Annotated in this window: 15 protein-coding genes; 7 read left to right on the top strand and 8 right to left on the bottom strand. The window is 76.0% G+C overall.

The genetic code is table 11. From position 1 onward, the window contains the following. Window positions 1-4 precede the first annotated feature (4 nt). Genes K4S16_RS36685 through K4S16_RS36660 form a run of 6 tightly spaced genes read right to left on the bottom strand, consistent with a single transcriptional unit; the run spans window position 5 to window position 8,187 of the window. Window positions 5-1,228: a VWA domain-containing protein gene (locus K4S16_RS36685; protein ID WP_149263673.1), complete on the bottom strand. Its 1,224-nt coding sequence runs from the start codon at window positions 1,226-1,228 to the stop codon at window positions 5-7. Continuing rightward, window positions 1,210-3,408: a DUF5682 family protein gene (locus tag K4S16_RS36680; protein ID WP_235037308.1), complete on the bottom strand. Its 2,199-nt coding sequence runs from the start codon at window positions 3,406-3,408 to the stop codon at window positions 1,210-1,212. The genes K4S16_RS36685 and K4S16_RS36680 overlap by 19 nt, the downstream gene beginning before the upstream one ends. Continuing rightward, on the bottom strand, window positions 3,405-4,532 hold the full coding sequence (locus tag K4S16_RS36675) for an AAA family ATPase (RefSeq protein WP_149263672.1): 1,128 nt from the start codon (window positions 4,530-4,532) through the stop codon (window positions 3,405-3,407). Before K4S16_RS36675 ends, K4S16_RS36680 begins: the two co-directional genes overlap by 4 nt. Beyond that, window positions 4,529-6,046 carry a DUF5691 domain-containing protein gene (locus K4S16_RS36670; protein WP_149263671.1) on the bottom strand — a complete coding sequence of 506 codons (1,518 nt, stop codon included), beginning with the start codon at window positions 6,044-6,046 and terminating at the stop codon, window positions 4,529-4,531. The genes K4S16_RS36675 and K4S16_RS36670 overlap by 4 nt, the downstream gene beginning before the upstream one ends. Continuing rightward, a complete protein-coding gene (locus K4S16_RS36665; protein WP_149263670.1) occupies window positions 6,043-7,368 on the bottom strand; it encodes an SWIM zinc finger family protein in 1,326 nt (441 codons plus the stop codon). The genes K4S16_RS36670 and K4S16_RS36665 overlap by 4 nt, the downstream gene beginning before the upstream one ends. A 57-nt stretch (window positions 7,369-7,425) precedes the next feature. Then, entirely contained in the window at window positions 7,426-8,187 is a 762-nt protein-coding gene (locus K4S16_RS36660) for a M50 family metallopeptidase (RefSeq protein WP_149263669.1), read from the bottom strand. A gap of 390 nt (window positions 8,188-8,577) precedes the next feature. Here K4S16_RS36660 and K4S16_RS36655 point away from each other — a divergent pair, with 390 nt between their 5' ends. Genes K4S16_RS36655 through K4S16_RS36640 form a run of 4 tightly spaced genes read left to right on the top strand, consistent with a single transcriptional unit; the run spans window position 8,578 to window position 15,024 of the window. Then, the gene (locus tag K4S16_RS36655) at window positions 8,578-10,608 is read left to right on the top strand and encodes a fibronectin type III domain-containing protein (RefSeq protein ID WP_149263668.1); all 2,031 of its coding nucleotides are present in this window, start codon (window positions 8,578-8,580) and stop codon (window positions 10,606-10,608) included. Between the two features lie 57 nt (window positions 10,609-10,665). After that, entirely contained in the window at window positions 10,666-11,649 is a 984-nt protein-coding gene (locus tag K4S16_RS36650) for a MoxR family ATPase (protein WP_235037306.1), read from the top strand. A 1-nt stretch (window position 11,650) separates the two neighbouring features. Further along, window positions 11,651-12,781, top strand: coding sequence for a DUF58 domain-containing protein (locus K4S16_RS36645; RefSeq protein ID WP_149263667.1), 1,131 nt, complete (start codon window positions 11,651-11,653; stop codon window positions 12,779-12,781). Continuing rightward, a complete protein-coding gene (locus K4S16_RS36640; RefSeq protein WP_149263666.1) occupies window positions 12,778-15,024 on the top strand; it encodes a DUF3488 and transglutaminase-like domain-containing protein in 2,247 nt (748 codons plus the stop codon). The genes K4S16_RS36645 and K4S16_RS36640 overlap by 4 nt, the downstream gene beginning before the upstream one ends. Here K4S16_RS36640 and K4S16_RS36635 read toward each other — a convergent pair. Then, window positions 15,005-15,643 carry a hypothetical protein gene (locus K4S16_RS36635; RefSeq protein ID WP_149263665.1) on the bottom strand — a complete coding sequence of 213 codons (639 nt, stop codon included), beginning with the start codon at window positions 15,641-15,643 and terminating at the stop codon, window positions 15,005-15,007. The genes K4S16_RS36640 and K4S16_RS36635 overlap by 20 nt on opposite strands. An 18-nt stretch (window positions 15,644-15,661) precedes the next feature. Between K4S16_RS36635 and K4S16_RS36630 the strand changes: the two genes are divergently transcribed. The 3 genes from K4S16_RS36630 to K4S16_RS36620 all read left to right on the top strand — a co-directional run bounded on the left by K4S16_RS36630 (window position 15,662) and on the right by K4S16_RS36620 (window position 18,987). Then, window positions 15,662-15,895 carry a hypothetical protein gene (locus K4S16_RS36630; protein ID WP_200842328.1) on the top strand — a complete coding sequence of 78 codons (234 nt, stop codon included), beginning with the start codon at window positions 15,662-15,664 and terminating at the stop codon, window positions 15,893-15,895. Next, window positions 15,892-16,827: a threonine/serine dehydratase gene (locus tag K4S16_RS36625; RefSeq protein WP_149263664.1), complete on the top strand. Its 936-nt coding sequence runs from the start codon at window positions 15,892-15,894 to the stop codon at window positions 16,825-16,827. Before K4S16_RS36630 ends, K4S16_RS36625 begins: the two co-directional genes overlap by 4 nt. 84 nt (window positions 16,828-16,911) lie before the next feature. Continuing rightward, the gene (locus K4S16_RS36620; protein WP_149263663.1) at window positions 16,912-18,987 is read left to right on the top strand and encodes a fibronectin type III domain-containing protein; all 2,076 of its coding nucleotides are present in this window, start codon (window positions 16,912-16,914) and stop codon (window positions 18,985-18,987) included. Between the two features lie 27 nt (window positions 18,988-19,014). On the opposite strand, the gene K4S16_RS36615 is transcribed toward K4S16_RS36620, so the two are convergent. Further along, entirely contained in the window at window positions 19,015-20,742 is a 1,728-nt protein-coding gene (locus K4S16_RS36615; protein WP_149263662.1) for a serine/threonine-protein kinase, read from the bottom strand. Window positions 20,743-20,883: the final 141 nt, after the last annotated feature.

Here is a 20,883-nt window from a genome sequence, read left to right as displayed (position 1 = left end):
GCCGTCACCGGTCTCCCGCGGCGCGCTCGGACCACTCCCCGAGGTCGCGCCGTTCGATGGCCGCGGCCATCAGGCCGGGGAAGGCGTCCGGCGTGCACGCGAACGCCGGGACGCCCATCGCGGCCAGCGCCGCCGCGTTGTCGTGGTCGTAGGCGGGCGCGCCCTCGTCCGACAGGGCGAGCAGCACGACGACCTGCACGCCCGCCGCCGTCAGGGTCGCGACCCGCTGCAGCATCTCGTCGCGGATCCCGCCCTCGTACAGGTCGCTGACCAGCACGAGGATCGTCTCGGCCGGCCGCGTCACCAGCCCCTGGCAGTACGCGACGGCCCGGTTGATGTCGGTGCCGCCGCCGAGCTGCGTGCCGAACAGCACCTCGACCGGGTCGTGGAGCTGGTCGGTGAGGTCGACCACGCTGGTGTCGAACACCACCAGCGACGTGCGCAGCGACCGCATCGACGCCAGCACCGCCCCGAACACGCTCGCGTACACCACCGAGGCCGCCATCGACCCGCTCTGGTCGATCGCGAGCACCACGTCCCGCTTGACGGCCTGCCGCCGCCTGCCGTACCCGATCAGCCGCTCCGGCACGAGCGTCCCCTGCTCGGGCAGATAGTGGCGCAGGTTCGCGCGGATCGTGCGGTCCCAGTCGACGTCGGCGAGCCGCCTCGGGCGCAGCACCCGCGCGGACCGGTCCAGGGCCCCGCCGACGGCCGAGCGCGTCTTCTGCGCGAGCCGCCGCTCCAGGTCGCGGACGACCTTGCGGACCACCGCCCGCGCCGACTCCCGCGCCTTGTCGGGCAGCACCCGGTTCAGCGACAGCAGGGTCCCGACGAGGTGGACGTCCGGCTCGACGGCGTCCAGCATCTCCGGCTCCAGCAGCAGCCGGGTGAGGTCGAGGCGCTCGATCGCGTCCTTCTGCATCACCCGCACGACGCTCGACGGGAAGTACGCGCGGATGTCGCCGAGCCACCGGGCCACCGAAGGCGCCGAGTCGCCGAGCCCGGCGCCGCGCCGCCCCGGCCTGGGCCGCCCCTCGCCGCCGCCGGCCCCGTAGAGCCGCTCCAGCGCCCCGTCCATGCGGACGTCGTCCCCGGCCAGCGTCGCCCCGGTCCCGTCGGCCTGGTCGCCGCCGAGGACCAGCCGCCAGCGCCGCAGCCGGTCGTCCGCGCTCTCGCCGCTCACGTGCTCGTCGGTCACGGTCTCGTCGCTCACGAGGGCCTCTCCCATCCGAGGATCCGCAGGGCCGTTGCGGCCGCCGGCGCGGCCCGCGCCGCGTCCACGTCCTCCTCCGCCGGCCCGGCCCGCCCGGCGGGAGCGGCGCCGCGGCGGCGGAGCCGCTCGCCGATGGCCCGGCGCTCGGCGGCGGGATAGGCGCCGAAGGTGCGGCGCAGCAGGGGGAGGACGTCGGTGAACGAGTCGGCGGGCAGCCCGGAGATCCACTCGTCGACGAGCCGCAGGAGCGCCTCGTCGTGCATGAGGACGAGCCCGCCGCCGGCGAGGAAGCCCTCGACCCACGCGGCGGCGCGGTCGGGCGCGGCGCCGACGGACACCGCGCGCGCCATCCGGTCGGGGACGTCGTGCAGCCGCCCGGCGTCGAGCAGGAGGCGGGTCAGGCGGCCCTCGATGAGGCCGTGCAGGGTGTCCGGGCGGCCGAGCAGGCCCTCCAGGGTGCGGCGCCAGCGCTCGATGTGGCCCTCGTCGGCGAGCAGGGACAGGGCGCCGTGGACGGCGTCGACGTGCCCGAGGAACTCGCGGGCGGCGTCGTCGTCCAGGCCGGTGATCGCGGGCGGGAGGCCGACGCAGACGCGGACGACGAGGCCGTCCAGCGCCGTGCGCAGCGGGCCGGTGGAGGTGCCGCGGACGTCGCCGTAGCGCAGCGCGCGGACGAGCGCGGGCATCGCCGCCATCAGGTGCGCGACGTCGGCGTCCACCGCGGCGCGGTCGGCGAGGGCGCGCATGACCGCGGGGAGCGCCTCGCCGAGGTCGGCGAGCAGGCAGCGCTCGGCCACGGCGGTGAGGTCGGCGAGGGCGGTCGCGTCCTCGGCGGCCGCCTTGGCGCGGGCGGTGCTCGCGCCCCGCACGGTGGTGCCCCACGCGCCGGCCTCGATCAGCTCCACGTCGAACTCGGGCCGCCAGGCCAGCGTCCACGTCTCGCGGAACGTCCCCTTGGAGCGGCTCTCGGACGGCACGCCCCAGTTCACGTCCAGCAGGCGGAGCCGGTGCAGCAGGCGGCTGCGCTCCAGGTCGGTGGGCTTGCGGAGGTCGAGGTCCTGCTCCTTGTCGAGCGCGGACGGCCTCAGCCTGAGCCGCCGCTGCTCGGCCTGCAGGTCGCGCTGGAGCGGCACCATCGGGGTCCGCTCCGGGACGGCGCCGAGCCGCTCCCCGACGACCATCCGGTCCTGGATGAGCCGGACCGGCAGGTCGGCGCCCTCGCACAGGACGGCCCGGGTCGCCTCGGTGACCTCGTCCAGCCCGGCGAGGGGGCGGCCGCGCAGCGCGGCGAGGGCCTCGGCGAGCCGGACGGCCTCGATCACGTGCGCGGAGGAGACGTGCAGGTCCTCCTCGCGCAGGACGCGGGCGGCGGCGGTCAGCCAGCGCTCGATCGGGCGGTCGCGGGCCGTGAACAGGTGGTGGTACCAGCCGGGGGAGCGCACGCCGGCGCCGTAGCCGGAGCGCCCCGCGAGCCGCCCGTGCGTCCACGGCACCCACGTGATCGCGACCTTCGTCTTCGGCAGGCCGCGCAGCGTCCTGTCGTCGTGGGCCGCCGGGACCCTGGCCCGCAGGGCGGGGACGTGCCACGCCCCGCACACGACCGCGACCCGGTCGAGCCCCTCCTTGAGGGCGCGGCGCACCGTCCGGCGCATGTGGGCCTCGCGCTGCGCCTCCCGCGGGGGAGGTTCGAGCCCGCCGCGCAGCTCCGCCATGGCCTCGCCGATGGCGGGGAAGGGCGACGGGCCGTCGTGGCGGTGCTCGACCACGTCGTCCCACCAGCGCTCGGCGTCGTCGTACCCGGCGGCCTTCGCCAGCCAGCCGAGCGGGTCGAGCCGGATCCCCTCCTCGGGCGGCTCCTCCTCCGCGGCGACGAGCTGGTTCGCGGCGGGCAGGTCGCAGAACCGGACCGGGACGCCCGCCGACAGCCCGTACCTGATCGCCTGCCATTCGGGGCTGAACTCGGCGAACGGCCAGAACGCGGCCCTGCGGTCGCCGTCGGCGGGGGCGGGGGAGTAGGCGAGCAGCGCGACCGGCGGCACCATCCCGGCCTCGCCCGCCAGCTCCACGATCGCGTCGGCCTCGGGCGGCCCCTCGATCAGCACCGCGTCCGGCTTGAAGTCCTCCAGCGCATCCCGCAGCGCGCGGGCCGACCCCGGCCCGTGGTGCCGGATGCCGAAGACTTCGACCTCGCTCAAGAGACCTCCCGGCAGGCGCGGTAGAAGTCGCGCCACTCGGGGCGGTCCCGGACGACCGCCTCCAGGTACTCCTGCCACACGACGCGGTCGGACACCGGGTCCTGGACGACGGCGCCGACGATCCCGCCCGCCACGTCGGCGGCGCGCAGCACGCCGTCGCCGAAGTGCGCCGCCAGGGCCAGCCCGCTGGTGATCACCGAGATGGCCTCGGCGGTGCTGAGCGTCCCGCTGGGCGACTTCAGCTTGGTGCGCCCGTCGGCCGTGGCGCCGGAGCGCAGCTCCCGGAACACCGTGACGACGCGCCGGATCTCCTCCAGGCCCGCCGGGCTCTCGGGCAGCTCCAGCCCGGCGCCGATCTGGTCGACGCGGCGCGCGACGATCTCCACCTCGTCCTCGACGGACTCCGGCAGCGGCAGCACGACCGTGTTGAACCGGCGGCGCAGCGCGCTGGACAGCTCGTTCACGCCCCGGTCGCGGTCGTTGGCGGTCGCGATGACCGTGAAGCCCTTGCGCGCCTGCACCTCGGTGTTCAGCTCCGGCACCGGCAGCGTCTTCTCCGACAGGACGGTGATGAGGGTGTCCTGGACGTCGGAGGGCATCCGGGTCAGCTCCTCGATGCGGGCGACCGCGCCGCGCCGCATCGCGCGCATCAGCGGGCTCTCCACCAGCGCCCGCTCCGAGGGGCCCTCGGCGAGCAGCCGCGCGTAGTTCCAGCCGTAGCGGATCGCCTCCTCCGCCGTGCCCGCCGTCCCCTGCACGAGCAGCGTGGAGTCGCCGCTGACCGCGGCGGCGAGATGCTCCGACACCCAGGTCTTCGCCGTGCCGGGGACGCCGAGCAGCAGCAGCGCCCGGTCGGTCGCGAGCGTCGCCACCGCGACCTCCATCAGCCGCCGCGGGCCCACGTACTTCGGGCTGATCAGCGTGCCGTCCGGCAGTTCGCCGCCGAGCAGGTACGTGGTGACCGCCCAGGGCGACAGCCGCCAGCCGGGCGGCCGCGGCCGGTCGTCGTGCTCGGCCAGCCGCGCCAGCTCGCCGGCGTGCTCCTGCTCGGCGTGCGGGCGCAGCACGGCGTCCGCGGTCGGCGCGGGGGACGCGCCCCCGACCGGGCCTGCCTCTTCGGTCACTGGTCAAGCTCCTTCAGCATCTCGTCGCGGAAACGCAGGGTCGCGATCAGGTCGGTGACGGCCTGCGGGGCGGCCGGTCCGAGGCCCGCCAGGCGGGCCGCGGCGGCCGGGTCGAGCCGCTGGTCGGCGAGCCGGCACAGCTGCGTGATCAGCAGTTCGTCGCGGCGGGTGAGCCGCTCGGCGGACGCGGCCAGCGTCTCGACCACCGCCGCGGCGAGCGGCCCGGCCCACGGCCCGGGCACCCGTTCGAGGACCCGCAGCGGGCCCGACCGCCCCTCCACCCAGCGGAGCAGGTCGACCGCCGCCGGGTCGCGCTCCGGGCCGGGCAGGACGGACAGCAGGTCGGCGAGCTCCTCCGGCTCGTCCGCCATGACGCCGCCCCTGAGCAGGGCCCGCGCCCACTCGGTGTCGCGCTGGCCCAGGGCGGCGCGCGCCCAGCCGATGCGGACGTCCCGCCCGTCGGACTCGGAGACGGGCAGGCACACGATCTCCATGGGCGGCAGCCCGAACAGCTCCGCCCAGGTGACCAGCGGGGTGCGGGCCAGGATCTCGCGCAGCCACGCGGCCCGCGTCCCGACCGGCGCGCCGCCGCCGCGCGGCGCGAACGACCCGCTCGGATGGAACGGGACGCCGTCGCGCGCCATGCCCTCGTCGTGGTCGTGCGGCGGCTCCACCCGGATCCACGTCTGCCTGCGGCCCCCGACCGTGCGCTCCTCGGCTGTCAGGCAGGCCCGTGCGCGCGCCGCCATGCGCTCCCCGTACGCCGAACCCGGCAAGCGGGCCAGCAGGTCGGACGCGATCTGCCGGACGTCCTTCCCGCGGTCGTCCAAGGCCGTCTCGAGGAACTCCTCGTCGTCGAGGGACAGCCCATGCGCGAACGTGGCGATGAACGCGGCACGATCGGGCGCGGGCTCCTTGGCCCATGTCTCCAGGAGGAGTTCCCGCGCGCGCTCGGGGTCGGTCTCGCGGAGCCCGGTCAGATAGGCGACCCGCCGGTTGCGGGTGCCGGTCTCCCACACCTCGGGGCCGCCGCCCGGATCGTCGCCCGACCCCACCAGGTAGGCCCAGTCGGTGTTCTGGAGGGCCAGCCACACCCCGCGCCTCCCGCACGCCCGCGCGATCGACGGCCGCAGCATCCGGTCGCTGCGCCCCCGCTCCAGCAGGTCGGGCAGCGCCTGGGCGGGCACCCGCAGGCCCCGGGCGGCCGCCGCGTCCAGCCATTCGGGCAGCACCCGGATCTGCTCGCCGCCGAGGATCCGCCGCAGCCGCGCCGCGGCCGCCCTCGGCACCGCCGGGGCGTCCTCCACCGGGGCCGACGCCACGGGCTCGGGGCCCGCGCCCGACGGGACCAGGCCCGCCCGCCGCCGGACGGCCAGCAGCGCCGCCTGGTCGAGCAGCCGCCCCGCCTTGCCGGCGCCCTCGCCGCCGTCGCCGGGCGCCTCCGCCAGGGCGGGCGGGTCGCGGCGCTCGGTGCCGAGCAGCGCGGCGGTGACGTGCTCGTCCCACGCCGTCACAGGATCACCGTCCCCTCGTCCTCGTGCCAGGCGGCCAGCGGGCGCAGGCCCAGCGGGCGCCACTCCCCGGCCAGCGTGACCGGCCCGCCCCCCGACAGGGCGAGCAGGCGCCACGGCTCGCCGATCCGGAGCGGCAGCGCGTCACCGGCGTCGTCGACGACGTGCAGTTCTCCTCCTTCGGTGCGCGCCAGGCGGACCCTCTCCAGCGTCGCGGGCCAGCGGTCCAGCCACGGGTCGAGCGCGACGGCCGCGGCGTGCTCGTCCAGGAACCCCCGGACCGACGTCCCCGCGGGCGTGCCAGGCACGGCCGCCCCGTGCCGCTCGGCGACCAGCGCCCGCAGCGGCTGCGCGCCCGGATAGAAGGCCAGCTCCGCATCGACCTGCGTACCCACGACGAGCGAGGTGTCGAGGGTGGTGCCCGGCGCGGCGAAGGACAGCACGAGCGCGGGCCGACCTGTCCGGCTCCCGCGCAGCCACACCCGCCGCGTCGTGAGCAGCTCCTGCGCGGTGTCGCGCGACCCCGTCACCGACCACACGTCCCGGACGCGCTCCCCGCCGGACAGCACGTCCTCCTGCGGGACGGTGAACCCCACCCGCGAGCGGACGGTCGCGCGCAGCCCCTCGGGCAGCTCCTCCTGCCGCTGGTAGGCACGCACGAGCAGCCGCAGCAGCGCGTACTCCTCCAGCAGCCGGCCGGGCCAGCCCGGCCGGCGCGGGATCGCGGCGAGGCCCCTGACCTGGCCCGCGAGCGCCCCCGCCTGCGCGTCGACCAGGCGCCGCGCCGCGTCGTCCCACAGCCGGTAGGGGGCCTTCTCCGCCTGGGCGAGGCCGTGCGCGACCTGGTCGCGGAGCCACTGGTCGAGCTCGGCGAGCCCGTCGTCGACCCGCCTGGCCCGCCGCTCCACCGTCCTCGGGTCGCGGGCCTTGGCCGCCGACGCCGCCCGCCGCCCGGCCGTCCTGCCGGCCCGCTCCTGGCGGTCCTCCATCCACTCGGCCACCCACCCCGGCCGCACCCCGACCTGGGCTGTGTCACTTGCGGGGGGTGCCGGGATGAGGCCGTCCGCCCACAGGAGAAGCAGCGCCAAGGCGTGCTTGCACGGGAACTTGCGGCTCGGGCACGTGCACCGGAACGCGGGGCCGGTCAGGTCGGCGCACGTCCGGTAGACGGACTTGCCGCTGCCCTGGCAGTCGCCCCAGACCGCCTCGTCGTCGCACCCCGTGCGCGCCCACTTGGCGGGCTTGGCGACGCCGCCCGCCGCCTTGGCGGACGCCGCGTCGGGCGCGAGCCCGAGCACCTGCTCACGAGACCACCGATCCCTCACACAGCCGAAACTATCCGCGCCCTCGGACAGTCGGGGACGGACGGCGCGGGCCGGGCGTCAGCCCGTCCCGCCGAAGCCGGGCGGGGTCGGGAGGTCGGGCATGGAGACGTCCGGGACGAGCAGGGCGCCGCCCGCCAGCAGGGCGAGCAGGGCGGTGGCCGCGAACAGGCCAACCCACGCGAGCCCGGGGACGCCGGTGAGGTGGGCGAGCTGGTCGGCGTCGGAGCTCGGCGCCATGTGCCGGGCCCGCATCCGCTGCAGCTCGATCACCGGGCGGGTGGCGGCCAGCAGCAGGAACCAGGCGGCCAGGTAGGCGAACCCGGCCTGCACCGTGGCGCTGCCCAGCCACGACACCGCGAAGATGACCGCGCCCGTGGCGATCACCGACAGCGCCCCGTAGGCGTTGCGGATCATGACGAGCATCCCGGCGAGCAGGGCCAGCGAGAACCACAGCATCAGCGTGATGCGGCCGTCGGCGAGGAGCAGCGCGAACAGCAGCCCGAGCAGCGGCGGCGTCAGGTACCCGGCCATCGCCGTGAAGATCATGCCGGGGCCGTGCGGCTTGCCGCGCGAGACCGTGACGCCCGAGGTGTCGGAGTGCAGCTTGATCCCGTCCAGCTTGCGGCCGGTGACCAGCGCGATGAGCGCGTGCCCGCCCTCGTGCGCGATCGTGACGGTGTTGCGCGCCACCCGCCAGGTCGGGCCGTGGACCACCGAGGCGAGCGCCACGAGGCCGACGAGGGCCACCAGCCACCACGGGGGATCCGGCTGCGTTCCCGTCACCCGGTGCCACAGGTCGGCGATGCTCACGTTTTCCACGTCCACCTCGGAGTCGTCGTCGCGATGCCCAACATTAGGACGTCACGGATAACGTTCGCGTTCGGTTCTCCGACCCACGGACAGGGGCATGGCACCCCCGCCGGGCGGATGTGATCGATGTCATGGCGCATCCCCCGTAACGCGGCGTACCGGCACCGGACCACCAGGCCGATCTTCGCCATCTCGTTCCGAGGCGCCCCGCAATGCCGTTATGGTGCCCTTCGCGCCCCGGGTCCGCGGCTCCCGCGCCCGGCGCGCCGAGAGGGTGAGCGGGGATTGAACGGGGACCGATCCTCCGCGCGGACCAGGGGCCCGCGCGGTCTTTTCCGAAACTTCCGGCGTGACAGGCTGACGGGCCAGATCGCGGCCGGGCTGGTCGGCGTGCTCGGCGTGAGCGCGCTCGTCTACGGGGTGGGCACCGCGAGCGCGCGGTACCACGTCTCCGACGTGGGGGCCTGGCTGAGCGCGAGCGCGAAGGGCCTGGTCGTGCACGCCAACGGGCTGGCCGGCAAGGTCGACGGCAAGGCCGCGGTGGTGCCGCAGATGCGCGGCCACCGCATCAAGGTCGTCCAGGACGGGACGACGGTGCTGCTGGTCGACGAGGACACCGGCGTCGTCAGCCGGATCGACCCCTCCCAACTCAAGATCACCGGGAGCCGGCGGGTCGGCGGGCCGGGCCTGCAGGTGCTCTCCGGCGCCGGCGCCGCCTACACGGTCGACCTGCTCAAGGGCGCCGTCCAGCAGATCGATCCGCTGAGCCTGGCGCCGGTCGGCGGGCCCGCGGCCCTCACCGCGCCGCTCGGGCAGGCGGGCATCGACGCGGACGGCGCGCTGTGGGTGCCCGTCCCGCAGACCGGCCAGGTGGTCCCGTTCCGGTCCGGCCGCCAGGGCGAGCCCGTCGCGGCCGGGAAGGCCGGCGACCGCCTCGCGCTGACGATCGCCGCCGGCGCGCCCGTGGTCGTCGACAGCACGTCCGCGACCGCGCTGATCGTCCGCCCCGAGGGCACCCGGCGGATCAACCTGCCGGCGCCCGTCACGCGGGCCGCGAACGGCCTCAAGACCCCGGCGGTCGCCGACGGTCAGATCGTCCCGATGCTCGGCGCGGGCGGCGCCCTGTACCTGCTGGACACCGGCGTCGGACGGGTCGACTCGGTGGCCCTGCGCGTGCCGGACCACGCCTTCGAGCCCCCGAGCGTCCTCGGGCAGCGCGTCTACCTGCCCGACCGGACGTCCGGTCGCCTGCTGGTCTTCAACACCGAGCGCAACGCCTGGGAGCGGCCGATCACGGCCACCCGGCCCGGCGGCGCGATCGAGGTCCTCGTCCGCGACCACATGCTGTGGGTGAACGACCCCGACGGCCCCACCGCGCTCGCGTTCGGCCCCGACGGCGGCATGAAGCGCATCAAGAAGTACGAGGACAAGGTCCCCGGAAGCGCGCGGCGCCCGCTGCCCGTCCAGGCGAACCCGGGAGGCGGCCAGGGCAACCGCAACGGCGGCGGCGGGGGGACCGGCGGCTCCAACGCCGTGCCGCCGCCGGGCAGGCCCGCCAAGCCGCCGGTCAAGAGGGACCCCGCCGCGCCCGACCCGCCCACGCCCGCCGCGTCCGGCGACAACGGCTCGGTCCGGGTCCGGTTCACGGCGGCCGCGCAGCCGCCGGGCGTCTACCCGGTGAGCCGGTTCGTACTGCTCGGCCAGGACGGCAGGCCCGTCGCGAACGCGAGCCCCGCGCGGTTCCCCGGCTCCAGCCAGGGCGGCACGTTCACGGTCGGCGGCCTGACCTGCGACACGACCACCTACCTCTACAAGGTGGCCGCCGAGTACAAGGGGAAGGGCGGCAAGACCGCCTACAGCGAGTCCAGCCCGGTCGGCGCCACCGCCTGCACCGCCCCCGGCCCCCCGACCGGCCTCACGGCCACGCCCGTCAACCACGGCGCGGACCTCAGATGGGGGCCCTCCGCGGGCTACGACGTCACCTACGTGGTGACCTCGCCCAGCGGGACGCTCACGACCAGGCGCACGTCGCAGGCGGTCCGCGGGCTCGCCAACGCCACGACGCACCAGGTGACCGTCAGGGCGCGCAACGGCGCCGGCGACTCCACCGAACTGGTGAAGACCGTGGACCTCGCGTATCCCACGAAGCGGATCCGCAACCAGAACAACGGCCAGACCAACACGCTGATCCGGTCGGCCCCGAACACCTCCGGCCCCACCACAGGCAAGATCCCCCAGGGGCAGATCATCACGATGACCGTAGTGTGCCAGGTCCAGGGGCCGTCTTACCACGACGATGAGAGCAACACGTCGAGCACCGTCTGGAACCAGGTCCAGACGCAGTACGGCAACGGCTACCTCAACGACACGCTGGTGGCGACGTCCAAGAACGGCTACCCGTCGGACGGCCTCTTCGAATGCCAGACGTGAGCGGCCGAGGCCGAGGGGGAGCGAACGAACCATGTCGAGCGCGCAGGGATGCGGACGATGACTGAGAACCCCGGAATGGACGCGGACGCGCTGGCCGGGCGGTTCGCGCAGATGTTCGCGGCGCTGGCGGGCAACATCGAGCGGGTCGTGCGCGGCAAGCGGGAGAAGGTCGAGCTGGCGCTGATCTGCCTGCTGGCCGAGGGGCACCTCCTCGTCGAGGACGTCCCGGGCGTCGGCAAGACGACCCTGGCGCGGGCGATTTCGGCGTCCGTGGAGGCCAAGTGGGCGCGCATCCAGTTCACGCCCGACCTGCTGCCGAGCGACATCACCGGTGTGTCGATCTTCAACCAGGGGACGAGCGCGTTCGAGTTCCACCCCGGCCCGATCTTCGCGAACCTGGTCGTCGCCGACGAGATCAACCGCGGCTCGCCCAAGACGCAGTCGGCGCTGCTGGAGGTCATGGAGGAGCGCCGGGTCACGGTCGAGGGGGTGCCGCATCCGGTGCCGCGCCCGTTCATGGTGATCGCCACGCAGAACCCGGTCGACATGGACGGCACCTACCCGCTGCCTGAGGCGCAGCTCGACCGGTTCCTGATGCGGATCTCCATGGGCTACCCCGACCACCAGGCCGAGGTCGCGCTGCTCGCCGGGGCCCCGACCGGGGCGATGCTCGACCAGATGCCGCCGTTGATGGGCCGCGAGGACCTCGCCCGCATGATCGACTTCGCGCAGCGGCTGCACGTCGCGCCGCCGCTGCACGACTACCTCGTGCGGGTCGTCTCGGCCACCCGCGGGCACCCCGACCTGCGGCTCGGCGCGAGCCCGCGGGCCAGCATCGCGCTGCTGCGCGCCGCGCGGGTGCGGGCGGCGGCGGCCGGGCGCTCCTACATCGTCCCGGAGGACGTGAAGGCGCTGGCGGTCCCGGTCATCGCGCACCGGCTGATCGTCACGCCGGAGGCCGAGCTGCGCGGGCGCTCGGGCGCCGACGTGGTCGCCGAGGCGCTGGGCGGCGTGCCGACGCCGCAGGCCGCCGGGGTGTGACGTGCTGACGCCGCTCGGGTGGGGGACGGCGGCCGCCTCGGTCCCGCTGTACGCGGCGGGCTGGTGGCTCGGCTACCCCGAGCCCGCCGTGCTGGCCGTCGCCGGGCTCGCCGCCGTGGGGGCGGCGGCGCTGTGGACGCTGCCGCGCCCGAAGCTGGAGGTCCGCCGGGAGATCGCGCCGACGCGGGTGGAGCGCGGCCGGCCCGCGGTCGGCGTCCTGCACGTGACGAACAAGGGGCGCGGCGTCCGCGGGCTCAGCGCCGAGGACGCGGCGGGGGCGACCCCGGTGGCGGTCGACGTTCCGCGGCTGCGGTCCGGCGGCACGCGCACCGTGACCTACCGGCTGCCGACGGCCCGGCGCGGCGAGATCCCGGTGGGGCCGCTGCGGCTGGTGCGCGCCGACCCGCTCCGGCTGGCCCGGCGGGTCCGGGAGTACGGCACGCCGCAGATCCTGCTCGTCCGGCCGAGGACGGTGCGGCTGGGGCTGCTGCCGTCCGGCCGCGCCCACCACCTGGAGGGCCCGACCAGCGACCGGTCCCCGGCGGGGACGGCGACGTTCCACGCGCTGCGCGAGTACGTCATCGGCGACGAGCTGCGCCACATCCACTGGAAGTCGTCGGCCCGCACCGGGACGCTGATGGTCCGCCAGCTCGTGGACGCCAGCCTGCCGACGACGACGGTCGTGCTGGAGGCGCGCCCCGGTTCGTGGCCGGCGCCCGACGACTTCGAGCTGGCCGTGGACGCGGCGGCGTCGGTCGCGGTCGGCGCGGCGTCGGCGAGCTTCCCCGTCCGGATCCTGACCGGCGACGGCCAGGTGGCCGACACGCGGGGCGGGCCGGACGACGTGGAGGTCCTCCTCGACCGGCTCACCTCCGTCCAGACGCGGGAGGGGGCGCGCTCGGCCGTGGACGCGGTTCGCCGCGTGCGCGCGGGCGGCTCCCTCGTCGTCATCACCCCGGACGACGCCGAGCTCGGGCGCGTCGCGGCCGTCCGCGGCCGCTTCGACCGGATCGTCGTGCTGCGGGTCAGGCCGTCCGCGCCCGCCGCGGCGCCGCCCGGCGTCCAGGTCGCCGACTTCGCCGACCTGGACGCGCTCGCGGAGGCGTGGCGGCGGCTGGGGAGCGCGCGGTGACGCGGTACGCCTCGATCGCGGTGACGGCGTGCCTGGTCGCGGTCGCCGGGCTGGCGTTCCAGCGGGTCTTCGGGCTCGGGCCGGTCGTTCCCGTCGCCGCCGTCGCGGCGGTCGTGCCGACCCTGCTGTGCGGGCTGCTCTCGGGGCCGCGCAAGGACAAGGGCCCGTGGCCGCTGTGGATCTCGCTGGTGCTGACGGTAGTGGCCTGGGCGGGGGCGGTCTCGGTCACCGTCCTGCGCCCCGCCCTCGGCGACGGGACGCTGCCGCAGGCGGTGCGCGAGGGCGTGCTCGGCTCGTGGAAGTCGATCCTGACCACGCTGCTGCCCGCCCCCGCGAAACCGGAGTACCTCGTCCTGGTCCACGTGGTGGTGTGGCTGGCGGCGTTCGCGGCGGCGGAGCTGGCGCTGCGCACGCCGCTGCGCGCCCTGCCCTGCGTGCCCGCCCTCGGCGTGTGGGCGGTCGCGCTGCTGCTCGGGGTGGACGGGCCCGGGTCCAACCTGCCGCTCGCCGCCGCGACCGTCGTGCTCATCGCCGTGCTCGTCCTCGTCCGCGCGGACGGTCCGGGCGCGGGCGCCGCGTGGCGGCCCCTCGCGATCGGCGTGCCCGCCGCGGCCGTCCTCGGGGCGCTGGCCTTCGCCGCCGGTCCCGTCGTCCCCGTCAGCGCGGAGCCGTACAACCCGCGCGAGCAGGTGCAGGCGCCGCCGCCGCAGCAGCGCGACAGCGTCAGCCCGCTGGACCGCGTCGGCGGCTGGCTGCTCAGCCCCGACCAGGTGATGTTCACGGTCCGGGCGCGGCGCGGCGAGATCGAGCGGCTCGCCGTGCTGGACCGGTTCGACGGGGTGACGTGGTCGTCCACGGCGCGGTTCGTCCCGACCGGGAGCCGCGTGCCGCAGGGGCTGGACCCGGACCGCGAGCACGAGGTCGCGCAGCACATCACGATCCGCGACCTGCCGGGCGTGTGGGTGCCCGCCGCCGACCGGCCGCGGGAGGTCGCCGGGCTCCCCGTCGTCGTCGACCCTGCCAGCGGCGCGCTCGCCGCCGCGCAGCCGCTGCGCCCCGGGCAGACCTACCGCGTCGAGTCCGTCGTCCCCGAATGGACCGCCGACGACCTCGCCGGAGCGGAGGCGGCGGTCGACGCCGAGGCGAGGGCGGCGCGCGACCTGCCGTGGGGGCCGGGCGCGAAGGAGCCGCCCGTCCAGCTCGCCGAGTTCCGCAGGTTCGCCCAGGCCGCGACGCGGGGCGCGGTGTCGCCCATCCAGAAGGCCGCGATGCTCGCCGAGTACCTCAAGCGCTACGCCCGGTACGACGTCACCGCACCGCCCGGCCACAGCTACCGGCAGCTCGACTACTTCCTGGGCGAGGGCAGGCGCGGCACGCCCGAGCACTTCGCGACCGCCTACGCCCTGCTGGCCCGGACGCTCGGCCTGCCGTCCCGCGTCATCGTGGGCTTCGACGGCGGCGCCCGCGCGGGCGACACCGTCCAGGTCCGCTCCGGGGACGTGATGGTGTGGCCCGAGATCAAGTTCGAGCGGCTCGGCTGGATCCGGTTCAACCCGCTCCCCGACAGCGCGCGCCGGTCCAAGAACAACGACTCCGTCGCGGCGGGGGAGACCGAGCAGAAGCTGGAGCAGGCGCAGAAGAACGCGGCCTCGCAGCAGCGCGGCCAAGGATCGGGCGACACGCCGCAGAAGGGCCCGCGGAAGGCGCCCGCCGCCGCTGACCCGCCCACCCCGTGGTGGGTGTTCGCGTCGACGGCGGTGGGCGCGCTCGTCTTCGGCTACCTGTGCGCCGTCCTCCTCGCCCCCGCGCTGCGGAGGCGGCGCCGCCGGGCCGGACCGCCCGCCGCCCGCATCACCGGCGCCTGGCACCAGGCGCTCGACCACCTCGCCGACGTCGGCCTGGCCACGGCCAGGACGCTGACCGCGCACGAGGTCGCCCGCTTCGGCGCGTCCGCCGTCGGCGACGACGCCCACGGCCACCTCGGGCCGCTCGCCGACCTCGTCAACCGCAGCCGCTTCGCCGCGTCCCGGCCGGACGAGGCCGCCGCCGACCGGGCCTGGCGGCACACCGACGAGCTCGGCCGGCTCGTCACCGCCAGGGCGGGGCGGCTGCGCCGGCTCCGGCGCCGCCTGCACCCCCGGTCCCTGCGGGACGGGGCGCTGCGGGACAGTACGCTGCGGGACGGGTCGCCGGTGGAGGGCTCGCCGCGGCCCGAGCGGACCGTCAGGACGCGGGCACGCTGACCGCGATCTCGCCGCCGAGCACCGCGCCCGTCTCCAGCTCCAGGTCGTCGCCGCTCCAGAACCGGCCCGGGTCGAACCAGTTCGGGCGGCGCCCCTTCGGCAGCAGCCCCATCGACTGGTACGTCACCGCGACGATCTCGGCGCAGAACGCCGTCTCCAGGTTCGCGTCCCGCTCGGCCGGCCGCCGGATCGGCACCCGCCCGCGCAGCCACCGCGTCGCCAGCTTCGACGTTGAGGGGAACGGCGTGCCGTCCAGCCGCGCCACCGCGCGCAGCGCCGCGTCCTCCATCGCCCGCGTCGGCGGCGGTTCGAGCTGCCGCAGCCAGGCCCGCTGCCCGTAGCGGTTCCCCCAGGCCAGCACCGCGTCGCGCAGGTCGTGCAGCTGCGCGCCGCGGTGGTGCCCGCCCGTCCACATGTCCCGCAGCGAGCGGCCGAGCTCCGCGTGCCACATCAGCGGCGGCAGGTCGTCGATCACCAGCGCCATGCCGACGTGGTTCACGGGGCTGTTGGTCGTCATCTGGATGGCGCGGTCGGCGACCGTGCGGCCGCGGAACAGCCACACGTCCCCGGTGCGGGTCAGCTCGACGGCCTCGGCGAGGGAGATGCTCGTACCCGACATGATCGCTACGGTAGCCGTATGCGCACGTCGAGAGGGTCCGCACTGGGGAAAGCAGCCCGTCTGGTGAAGGCGTCCGACCTCTGGAAGGCGCCGAACCTCTGGAAGGCGCTGGGCGTCGCCGGGTTCATCGGCGTCGCCGCGACCGGGGCCGTGATCGTGCGGTCCGAGCGCCGCCGCCGGGCCTACACGCCCGAGGAGATCCGGGAGCGCCTCCACGAGCGGCTGGAGGAACCGCAGGGGGAGCGGTCGTGACGGCGCGCGCCGTTCGCCCGCCCGGCCCGGACGACCTCGACCGCGCCTGGCGGGCCGTGTCCGCGGAGCTCGCGCCCACGCCGCTGGTCCCGTCGGGCCTGGCGCCCGGCGCGCTGCTGAAGCTGGAGACGTTCCAGCCGATCGGCGCGTTCAAGGTGCGGGGCGCGCTCGCGGCCGTCGCCGCGCTCCCGCCGGGGGAGCCGGCCGTCACGGCGAGCGCGGGCAACCACGGGCTCGGCATGGGGTACGCCGCCGCGAAGGCGGGCGCGGACGTCACCGTCGTGGTCTCCACCCGGGCGTCGCAGGTCAAGGTCGACCGGATCGGCGCGTTCCCGGTGCGGCTCGTCCTGCACGGGACGACCTACGACGAGGCCGAGGCGTACGCCATGACGCTGCCCGGCCACTACGTCTCGCCCTACAACGACCCGGCGGTCATCGCGGGGCAGGGCACCATCGGGCGCGAACTCGACCGGCAGGCGGAGGGCCCGCTCACGGTCGTCGCGCCGGTCGGCGGCGGCGGGCTGGTCGCCGGCCTGTGCCTGTGGGCGCGCGAGCGCGGCGACGTGCGGGTCGTGGGCGTGGAGTCGGCGGTGTCGCGGGGCGTGTCGGCGTCGGTGGCGGCCGGCCGCGTGGTCGAGGTCGAGGTCGGCGAGACGTTCGCCGACGGCCTGCCCGGCAACCTCGAACCCGGCTGCGTCACCCCGGAGGTGATCGGCGCCACGGCCGAGCTGACGTCCGTCACCGACGAGCAGATCCGGACGGCGCTGCGCTGGCTGTTCCACGAGCACGGGCTCGTCGCCGAGGGCGCGGGCGCGGCGGCGGTCGCCGCCGTCCTCGCCGGGAAGGTCGAGTTCACCGGACGCCCCGTGGTGGTCGTCTCCGGCCGCAACATCACCGTTCCCGCGTACATCGCCGCCCTCGGCGGGCACTGAGCGGCGACGTTCCCGCGAACCCCGGCGCCGGTGGGACACGAGCGGCTACGGTGTCCGGTGCGAAGAGGTGGGTGATTTCAGGACATGTCTGGCCTGGGAGTTCTGTTCAGGCGTGACCGGCTGACGGGACAGGTCGCCGTCGGGCTCACCGGCGTGCTCGTCATCGCCGCCGTCGTGTACGGGGTGGGCGTCGCGAGCGCCAAGTACCGGCTCTCCGACGTCGGCGCCTGGCTCACCGCGCGGGGCAAGGGCATCGTCGTGCACGCCAACGGGCCGGCGGCCAAGGTGGACGGCAAGGCCGCCCTGCCTCCGCAGATGCGCGGCCACAACATCAAGGTCGTCCAGGACGGCGCCACCGTGCTGCTAGTCGACCAGGACACCGGCGTGGTCAGCCGGCTCGACCCCTCCCAGCTGGACGTCGGCGCCAGCCGCCCGCTCGGCCAGGGCATCCAGGTCCTCGCGGACGCCGGGAAGGCGTACACGGTCGACTCCGTCAAGGGCGTCCTCCAGCAGATCGACCCGGTCGGCCTGACCCCGGTCGGCGCGCCCGCGACGCTGCCGCCTGTCCTCGGGCAGGCGGGCATCGACGCGCGCGGCGCACTGTGGGTGCCGGTGGCGGGCAACGGGCAGGTCGCCGCGTTCAAGGACGGCCGGACGCAGCCGCCGGTGAAGGTAGGCGGGGCGGGCGACGACCTCGCGCTCACCATCGCCGCGGGCGACCCGGTCGTGGTGAACTCCACGGCCGCCACCGCCACGGTCGTCAAGCCGTCCGGGACGCCGCTGACCGTGGCCCTGCCGGCGACCGTCAGGCAGGCGGGACGCGGCGGCGTGCTCGCCCCGCCCGCCACCGAGGGCAAGACCGTCCCGCTGCTGGTGCCCGGCACCGGGTCGCTGGTGACCGTCGACACCGACACCGGGCGGTACTCCAGCACGCGGCTCGCCATGCCGAAGCACCGGTACCGGCCGCCGCAGATGCTCGGGCCGAAGATCTACATCCCCGACGAGACGGCCGGGGCCCTGCTCGTGTACGACTCGGCGGGCAACCGGTTCGAGACGCCGGTCCCGGTCACCGGGCGGCCCGCCAGGCTGGACGTCTTCGTCCGCGACGGGCTGCTGTGGGCGAACGACCCGGCGGGGCCGCGCGCCGTCGTGATCGACGGGCAGGGCGGCCGCAAGGGCATCGACAAGTACCGGGACAGGGTCGCGGGCGGCCCCGGGCGCCGCACCCTCCCGCAGCCCAGCGGCGCCCCGCCGAGCACCGCCCCGCAGGACCCCCGCCGCCCGCGCCCCGGCGAGCCGCCGACCGCGCCGCTGAACGTGTCGGTCACCCCGGGGGCGGGCACGATGCGGATCGACTTCCAGCCGTCCCAGGGCGACGGCGTCCTCGGGTACGCGCTGAAGGACGTCCCGCCCGGCCTCGCAGTGAGCCCGTCCGCGATCCCGCCTGGCGCCGGGCCGTTCACGTTCACCGTCCGGGGCGGGGACTGCGGCCGCGAGTACCGCTTCCGCGTGGCCGTGCGCTACCGCGACGCCCGCGGCCGGACCCGCGAGCAGATGTCGGCGCCCAGCGACCCCGCGCGCCCGTGCGTGACGCCGGGCGCGCCCACCGGCCTCGCCGCGCAGGCCACCGCGTCCGGGACGAAGGTCTCCTGGACGGCCCCGCCCGGCGCGTCCGCCTACCGGGTCGCCTGGGACGGCCCCGTCAAGGGCGCCACGACGGTGACCGCCGCGGCGGGCTCGGCGATGTCCACGACGCTCGGCAACGTCTGGACGAACGGGTCCTACACCTTCAAGGTCGCCGCCGTGAACGGCGCGGGCACCGGCGCGGCGGCCTCCCTCGCCGCCAGGCTCACCGGCCCCGCGGCCAAGTATCCGGTCGAGCGCAACGGGAACTCCAACGCCTACATCCGGAGCATCCCCGACGCCAACAACGGCGCGGTCGTCGCCACCATGAACAACAACAACGGCGAACTCGTCGTCGTGAACTGCCAGACCAAGGGCGCCTACTACCAGCACCCGAATGCCGCCAGCCTCGCCGGCGACATGTACGCCAACATCACATGGAGCGGCAAGACCGGCTACATCATCGGGTACCTGGTCAACACGCCGGGCGACTGGAAGAGCTTCGCCGGCCCCGCGGTCTGGACGTGCGAGCCCTGACCCGCCGCCCGGCGGGCGCCGGTACGGCTAGGCCCGCTTCTTCTTCCTGCCGACGCAGGCGGGAGCGGACCAGGCCACGTCCGGCGCCCGGCCCGGGTTGAGGCGCAGCACCGCCCCGACCTTGAAGCAGTAGGCCGTTTTCGGCCGCAGGCCCGGCATGGTCGCCGAGTGCGAGCCCGCCTTGACCGCCACGATCGGCTTGGTCCCGGCGGGCTGCTGCTGGACGAGCAGCGGCAGCTCGCGCGCGGCCGGGGGCAGCGCCCACAGCACCGCCGCCCTCTGGCCGGCCTGCCGCACGACCACCTTGCGCGGCCGCGCCGCCGCCAGCTGAGCGGCCGTGATCGGCTCCTGCGGGTCCTGGGTGGCCTGTCCCTGCGGGCCGGTCTGGGAAGGCGGCGTCGACCCCGCGGCGGTCCCGCCCCCGCCGTCGCCGCCGCCGGACAGCACGAGCGCCCCGACGCCGAGGGACACCCCGCCGACGAGCGCGATCCCGGCCGCGACGATGAGGCCTCGGCGGGGCCCGTCGTGCGGACGGTCCTGGGTGATCTGGTGCGGGCCCGCGTGCGGGGTGGTGTGCGGTGACGTATGCGGTGAGGTGTGCGAACCGCTCGCGCTCTGGTCGCGCGCCTGGGGCGCCTGGGGCCAGGCGGGCTCGGGCGCCGGACGCGGGCCGTCCTTGGGGAGGAGGGCGTCCGGGGTCTGCGGCGGGACGGCGTTAGGCGCCCACGGCGACGGCGGCGGTTCGGGTGCGGCGACGGGCGCCGGGGCCTGCCGCGCCGAGGCCGGCAGGGACGGCGACTGCGTGGACGGCGACTGCGCGGTCGGCGCCCACTCCGGCACGAGCGGCGGGCCGGAGACGTCCGGGAAGGACGGGCGCGGGCCGGCGTCCGGCGCGGACGCGGCGCCGCGGCTGCTGTGCGCCACGTCCGTCACCGGCAGCCCCAGCTCGGCCTGCACGCGCTGGAGCGCCTGCGCGAACTCCACGGCGCTCGCGAACCGCTGCTCGGGAGTCTTGGCCATCGAGCGCGCGATGACGTCCGCGACCTGCCGGGGGACGTCGGGGCGGGGGACGGGCGGCGGCGGGTCGTTGAGGATCCGCAGCATCAGCAGGGCGATGCCCTCGCCGGGCGGCCCCTTGAACGCGGGGTGCCCGGCGAGCAGTTGGTAGAGCGTCGAGCCGAGCGAGTAGAGGTCGGACCCGACGCCCGGCTGCCGGCCCTCCAGGATCTCGGGGGCGGCGTGGTGCGGCGTGAACGCCTGGGTGTGGGTGGCGTCGAAGCTGTCGACCAGGCGGGCGATGCCGAAGTCGGCCAGGGCGGGCTCCCCGTACCGCGACAGCAGCACGTTCTGCGGCTTGACGTCCCGGTGCAGGACGTCGGTCTCGTGGGTGGCGGCCAGCGCGCCCGCCATCTTCACGCCGATCCGCAGCACCTCGGCGACCGGCAGCGGCCCCTCCCGCGCGAGCCGGTCGGTGAGCGCGCCGTGCTCGAAGTACTCCATCGCGATGTAGGGGCGCCCGGACCGGGTGGTGCCGGTGTCCAGCACGGTCACGATGTTCGGATGCCCGGAGAGCCGCCCGGTGATCTTGCACTCGCGCTGGAACCGCCGCATCGCCGCGTCGTCGACCGCGCTGACCGACAGGACCTTCAGCGCGACCATCCGGTCCAGGCGCTCCTGGTGGGCGCGGTAGACGACGCTGAAGCCGCCCTCGCCGACCTGCTCCAGCACCCGGTAGCCCGGAACGTCCTCGGTCATGGGTGGGGGGATCCCTCTCGCTTGCTCGTCTCGTCCGGGGGCGCGGCGGGGGCGCGATCGTTCGATGCCGTGCGGCCCGGGGCGGTTCCCCCCGGGGGCAACAGCGTAGTACGGGGAGGAAACGGGCGCGGGTGCTCTCGC

The organism is Actinomadura sp. K4S16 (assembly GCF_008327685.1).
Taxonomy (GTDB): Bacteria; Actinomycetota; Actinomycetes; order Streptosporangiales; family Streptosporangiaceae; genus Spirillospora.
Note: the sequence above shows the minus strand (reverse complement) of the source record. Positions and strands in the feature narration are given on the sequence as shown.

What these genes read in the sequence shown, in the direction of transcription:
- K4S16_RS36650 (WP_235037306.1), top strand. Translation starts at nt 10,666, where the DNA reads ATGACTGAGAACCCCGGAATGGACGCGGACGCGCTGGCCGGGCGGTTC.
- K4S16_RS36685 (WP_149263673.1), bottom strand. Translation starts at nt 1,228, where the DNA reads ATGGGAGAGGCCCTCGTGAGCGACGAGACCGTGACCGACGAGCACGTG.
- K4S16_RS36630 (WP_200842328.1), top strand. Translation starts at nt 15,662, where the DNA reads ATGCGCACGTCGAGAGGGTCCGCACTGGGGAAAGCAGCCCGTCTGGTG.
- K4S16_RS36620 (WP_149263663.1), top strand. Translation starts at nt 16,912, where the DNA reads ATGTCTGGCCTGGGAGTTCTGTTCAGGCGTGACCGGCTGACGGGACAG.
- K4S16_RS36635 (WP_149263665.1), bottom strand. Translation starts at nt 15,643, where the DNA reads ATGTCGGGTACGAGCATCTCCCTCGCCGAGGCCGTCGAGCTGACCCGC.
- K4S16_RS36615 (WP_149263662.1), bottom strand. Translation starts at nt 20,742, where the DNA reads ATGACCGAGGACGTTCCGGGCTACCGGGTGCTGGAGCAGGTCGGCGAG.